This is a genomic window from Dyella kyungheensis (assembly GCF_016905005.1).
Taxonomy (GTDB): Bacteria; Pseudomonadota; Gammaproteobacteria; order Xanthomonadales; family Rhodanobacteraceae; genus Dyella; species Dyella kyungheensis.
In genome coordinates, this window is sequence record NZ_JADIKC010000018.1 from 1 (window position 1) to 5,596 (window position 5,596).

2 tRNA genes and 3 rRNA genes are annotated in these 5,596 nt (G+C 54.0%); all 5 read right to left on the bottom strand.

The window, feature by feature from the left end:
- Positions 1-61: 61 nt before the first annotated feature.
- The 5 genes from rrf to ISP20_RS21360 all read right to left on the bottom strand — a co-directional run bounded on the left by rrf (position 62) and on the right by ISP20_RS21360 (position 5,317).
- Positions 62-174: ribosomal RNA gene (rrf, locus tag ISP20_RS21340) — 5S ribosomal RNA — on the bottom strand.
- A 130-nt stretch (positions 175-304) separates the two neighbouring features.
- Positions 305-3,183, bottom strand: a 23S ribosomal RNA gene (locus ISP20_RS21345).
- A 233-nt stretch (positions 3,184-3,416) separates the two neighbouring features.
- Positions 3,417-3,492, bottom strand: a tRNA-Ala gene (locus ISP20_RS21350).
- Between the two features lie 11 nt (positions 3,493-3,503).
- Positions 3,504-3,580, bottom strand: a tRNA-Ile gene (locus tag ISP20_RS21355).
- 192 nt (positions 3,581-3,772) lie between these two features.
- Positions 3,773-5,317 (bottom strand): 16S ribosomal RNA (locus tag ISP20_RS21360).
- The 16S, 23S and 5S rRNA genes sit together here with 2 tRNA genes alongside, the layout of an rRNA operon.
- Positions 5,318-5,596: the final 279 nt, after the last annotated feature.

The following is a 5,596-nucleotide window of genomic DNA, read 5'->3' on the forward strand; positions in this document are numbered from 1 at the left end:
ATTTCCAAACCGCACAAAGACAAACGCCTTCCCGGATGGGAAGGCGTTTGAGGGATAAAGCCCCTGGCGGTGACCTACTCTTGCATGAGAATTCACACTACCATCGGCGCAGCTGCGTTTCACTTCCGAGTTCGGGATGGGATCGGGTGGGGCCACAGCGCTATAGCCGCCAGGGAAGGGGTGGGAACAGCGCAGGGTATGCGCCAGTTCCGCAAAGGGGTAAACGAGTGACAAGCGTCGAGGTGAAATTGTTTTGAGATGGTTCGTTGAGACTAACGTCTCTTGCGAAGCGTCTTGGGGTTATATGGTCAAGCCTCACGGCTCATTAGTACGCGTAAGCTCAATGCATTGCTGCACTTCCACACCGCGCCTATCAACCACCTAGTCTTGATGGTGCCTTAAGGAGACTCGAAGTCTCGGGAGATCTCATCTTGAGGCGCGCTTCCCGCTTAGATGCTTTCAGCGGTTATCGCTTCCGTTCGTAGCTACCGGGCAATGCCATGGGCATGACAACCCGAACACCAGCGGAACGTCCACTCCGGTCCTCTCGTACTAGGAGCAGCCCCTCTCAAATCTCCAACGCCCACGACAGATAGGGACCGAACTGTCTCACGACGTTCTGAACCCAGCTCGCGTACCACTTTAAATGGCGAACAGCCATACCCTTGGGACCGGCTACAGCCCCAGGATGTGATGAGCCGACATCGAGGTGCCAAACACCGCCGTCGATATGAACTCTTGGGCGGTATCAGCCTGTTATCCCCGGAGTACCTTTTATCCGTTGAGCGATGGCCCTTCCATACAGAACCACCGGATCACTAAGACCTACTTTCGTACCTGCTTGATCCGTCGATCTCGCAGTCAAGCACGCTTATGCCTTTGCACACAGTGCGCGATGTCCGACCGCGCTGAGCGTACCTTCGTGCTCCTCCGTTACTCTTTGGGAGGAGACCGCCCCAGTCAAACTACCCACCATACACGGTCCCTGATCCGGATTACGGACCTAGGTTAGAACGTCAAGCACTTCAGGGTGGTATTTCAAGGATGGCTCCACCGAAACTAGCGTCTCGGTTTCATAGCCTCCCACCTATCCTACACAGAAGAACTCAACGTTCAGTGTAAAGCTATAGTAAAGGTTCACGGGGTCTTTCCGTCTTGCCGCGGGAACGCTGCATCTTCACAGCGATTTCAATTTCACTGAGTCTCGGGTGGAGACAGCGCCGCTGTCGTTACGCCATTCGTGCAGGTCGGAACTTACCCGACAAGGAATTTCGCTACCTTAGGACCGTTATAGTTACGGCCGCCGTTTACTGGGGCTTCGATCAAGAGCTTCGCCTTGCGGCTGACCCCATCAATTAACCTTCCAGCACCGGGCAGGCGTCACACCCTATACGTCCACTTTCGTGTTTGCAGAGTGCTGTGTTTTTGATAAACAGTCGCAGCGGCCAGGTTACTGCGACCCTCTAACGCTCAGTCACGCATGTGACCACGTCGGAGGGCGCACCTTCTCCCGAAGTTACGGTGCCATTTTGCCTAGTTCCTTCACCCGAGTTCTCTCAAGCGCCTTGGGATTCTCACCCTGCCTACCAGTGTCGGTTTACGGTACGGTTTCTCTGTAGCTGAAGCTTAGTGGCTTTTCCTGGAAGCGTAGTATCAGTCACTTCGTCCAATAGGACTCGTCTCGGTGCTCGGCATAAAGAAGCGCGGATTTGCCTACGCTTCATGCCTACCGCCTTTCCCCGGGACAACCAACGCCCGGTAGACCTAACTTTCTCCGTCCCCACATCGCACTACAGACAAGTGCAGGAATATTAACCTGCTTCCCATCGACTACGCATTTCTGCCTCGCCTTAGGGGCCGACTCACCCTGCGCCGATGAACGTTGCGCGAGGAAACCTTGGGCTTTCGGCGTGGGGGCTTTTCACCCCCATTATCGTTACTCATGTCAGCATTCGCACTTCCGATACCTCCAGCAGACTTCTCAATCCACCTTCACAGGCTTACGGAACGCTCCTCTACCGCGCACACAAAGTGTGCACCCCGAGCTTCGGTGTATCGCTTAGCCCCGTTAAATCTTCCGCGCAGACCGACTCGACCAGTGAGCTATTACGCTTTCTTTAAAGGGTGGCTGCTTCTAAGCCAACCTCCTGGCTGTCTATGCCTTTCCACATCGTTTTCCACTTAGCGATAACTTGGGGACCTTAGCTGCGGGTCTGGGTTGTTTCCCTTTTCACGACGGACGTTAGCACCCGCCGTGTGTCTCCCGTACATTCTGTCCTGGTATTCGGAGTTTGCCATGGTTTACTAAGCCGCGATGGCCCGCTAGCCATAACAGTGCTCTACCCCCAGGAAGATTCATACGAGGCGCTACCTAAATAGCTTTCGAGGAGAACCAGCTATCTCCGAGTTTGTTTAGCCTTTCACTCCTATCCTCAGCTCATCCCCATCTATTGCAACAGATGTGGGTTCGGTCCTCCAGTGCGTGTTACCGCACCTTCAACCTGGCCAAGGATAGATCACTCGGTTTCGGGTCTACTGCCAGAGACTATGCGCCCTATTCAGACTCGGTTTCCCTTCGCCTCCCCTATACGGTTAAGCTTGCCACTGACAGTAAGTCGCTGACCCATTATACAAAAGGTACGCAGTCACCCTTGCGGGCTTCCACTGCTTGTACGTATACGGTTTCAGGGTCTATTTCACTCCCCTCTCCGGGGTTCTTTTCGCCTTTCCCTCACGGTACTAGTTCGCTATCGGTCAGTCAGGAGTATTTAGCCTTGGAGGATGGTCCCCCCATATTCAGACAGGGTTTCTCGTGCCCCGCCTTACTCAATTTCATCTCTAATGCCCTTTCGCCTACGGGGCTATCACCCGCTATGGCCGGCCTTTCCAAACCGTTCGGCTAAAACACTAGAAACTTTTGGGCTAGTCCGCGTTCGCTCGTCGCTACTGACGGAATCTCGGTTGATTTCTTTTCCTCCGGGTACTTAGATATTTCAGTTCCCCGGGTTCGCTCTGCATGACTATGTATTCATCATGCAGTACTCCTTGCGGAGTGGGTTTCCCCATTCGGACATTGCCGGATCAAAGCTTGTTGCCAGCTCCCCGACACTTTTCGCAGGCTGCCACGTCCTTCATCGCCTCTGACTGCCAAGGCATCCACCGTATACGCTTAGTCGCTTGACCATATAACCCCAAGTCGCCTCAGGGCCGATTATCATCACTTACGAGGTGATAATGATCGAATGTCCAAACAACGCGTTCGCTTAATTGCCTCAACGACACATCTCGATTCGGTTTCGAACCAAGACGCTTGTCACTCGTTTACGTTTTCAATGAACACAAGAACGGCCTCAATGCCGCCTCGTTTCTAAAATCTTATGTGTGCGCTGCTTTCATTTCACGTCGTGTCACCAAAATGGTGGAGCCAGTCAGGATCGAACTGACGACCCCCTGCTTGCAAAGCAGGTGCTCTCCCAGCTGAGCTATGGCCCCAAGTGATTTGGTGGTGGGTCTGGGAGGACTCGAACCACCGGCCTCACCCTTATCAGGGGTGCGCTCTAACCACCTGAGCTACAGACCCGGGAACCTTTGCACTCAACAAAAAAACCTCGCCGACGACGTTGCCGTCGAAGCGGGGTTTCGTTGAAGAGTCCGACCAGGGATGGTCGGTTTTGCTTGTCGCGGCATGGAGCCGCGTGAAGCAAACTTCGCGTGAAATAAAAGGCAGGTGTCTTGTGTGGACGTCTTGCGGGGAAGAAGGATGTCGTTCTCGAAAGGAGGTGATCCAGCCGCACCTTCCGATACGGCTACCTTGTTACGACTTCACCCCAGTCATGAACCACTCCGTGGTCGTCGTCCCCCTTGCGGTTAGACTAACGGCTTCTGGAGCAACTCACTCCCATGGTGTGACGGGCGGTGTGTACAAGGCCCGGGAACGTATTCACCGCAGCATAGCTGATCTGCGATTACTAGCGATTCCGACTTCATGGAGTCGAGTTGCAGACTCCAATCCGGACTGGGATCGGCTTTCTGGGATTGGCTCCACCTCGCGGTATTGCAACCCTCTGTACCGACCATTGTAGTACGTGTGTAGCCCTGGCCGTAAGGGCCATGATGACTTGACGTCATCCCCACCTTCCTCCGGTTTGTCACCGGCAGTCTCCTTAGAGTTCCCACCATTACGTGCTGGCAACTAAGGACAAGGGTTGCGCTCGTTGCGGGACTTAACCCAACATCTCACGACACGAGCTGACGACAGCCATGCAGCACCTGTGTTCTGATTCCCGAAGGCACTCCCGCATCTCTGCAGGATTCCAGACATGTCAAGGCCAGGTAAGGTTCTTCGCGTTGCATCGAATTAAACCACATACTCCACCGCTTGTGCGGGCCCCCGTCAATTCCTTTGAGTTTCAGTCTTGCGACCGTACTCCCCAGGCGGCGAACTTAACGCGTTAGCTTCGACACTGATCTCCGAGTTGAGACCAACATCCAGTTCGCATCGTTTAGGGCGTGGACTACCAGGGTATCTAATCCTGTTTGCTCCCCACGCTTTCGTGCCTCAGCGTCAGTGTTGATCCAGATGGCCGCCTTCGCCACTGATGTTCCTCCCGATCTCTACGCATTTCACCGCTACACCGGGAATTCCACCATCCTCTATCACACTCTAGCGAGCCAGTATCCATCGCCATTCCCAGGTTGAGCCCGGGGATTTCACGACAGACTTAACTCACCGCCTACGCACGCTTTACGCCCAGTAATTCCGATTAACGCTTGCACCCTTCGTATTACCGCGGCTGCTGGCACGAAGTTAGCCGGTGCTTATTCCTCAGGTACCGTCAGCCCCACCGNTTATTAGCCAGTAGTATTTCGCTCCTGATAAAAGTGCTTTACAACCCGAAGGCCTTCTTCACACACGCGGCATTGCTGGATCAGGCTTGCGCCCATTGTCCAATATTCCCCACTGCTGCCTCCCGTAGGAGTCTGGACCGTGTCTCAGTTCCAGTGTGGCTGATCATCCTCTCAGACCAGCTAGCGATCGTCGCCTTGGTAGGCCATTACCCTACCAACTAGCTAATCGCACATCGGTTCGTCCAACCGCGCGAGGCCTTTCGGTCCCCCGCTTTCTCCCTTAGGACGTATGCGGTATTAGCGTAAGTTTCCCTACGTTATCCCCCACGTTTGGGTAGATCCCGATGCATTACTCACCCGTCCGCCACTCGCCACCCATAGAGCAAGCTCTACTGTGCTGCCGTTCGACTTGCATGTGTTAGGCATGCCGCCAGCGTTCAATCTGAGCCAGGATCAAACTCTTCACTTAAGTTTTCGACCTCTCCCTGCCGAAGCAGGAAAGCGATCTATCTTTCTGAAGCGTTGTTCCTAACCATAAACGTCAAGCTTTTGAATTGACTCTTAGGTTAGACGCTTGCATTAATTGGACATTCAATCGTCCGTCGCAAGACGCCCACACAAGTCACCTGCGCACACTGTCAAAGATCTCAATCACTTGCCGAACGTTGCCGTTTCAGCGCTGGAACATTTCGTCCCGAGTGAGCCGCTCATCTTACATCATCTTTCCGGTCCGTCAACACCTTCAGCG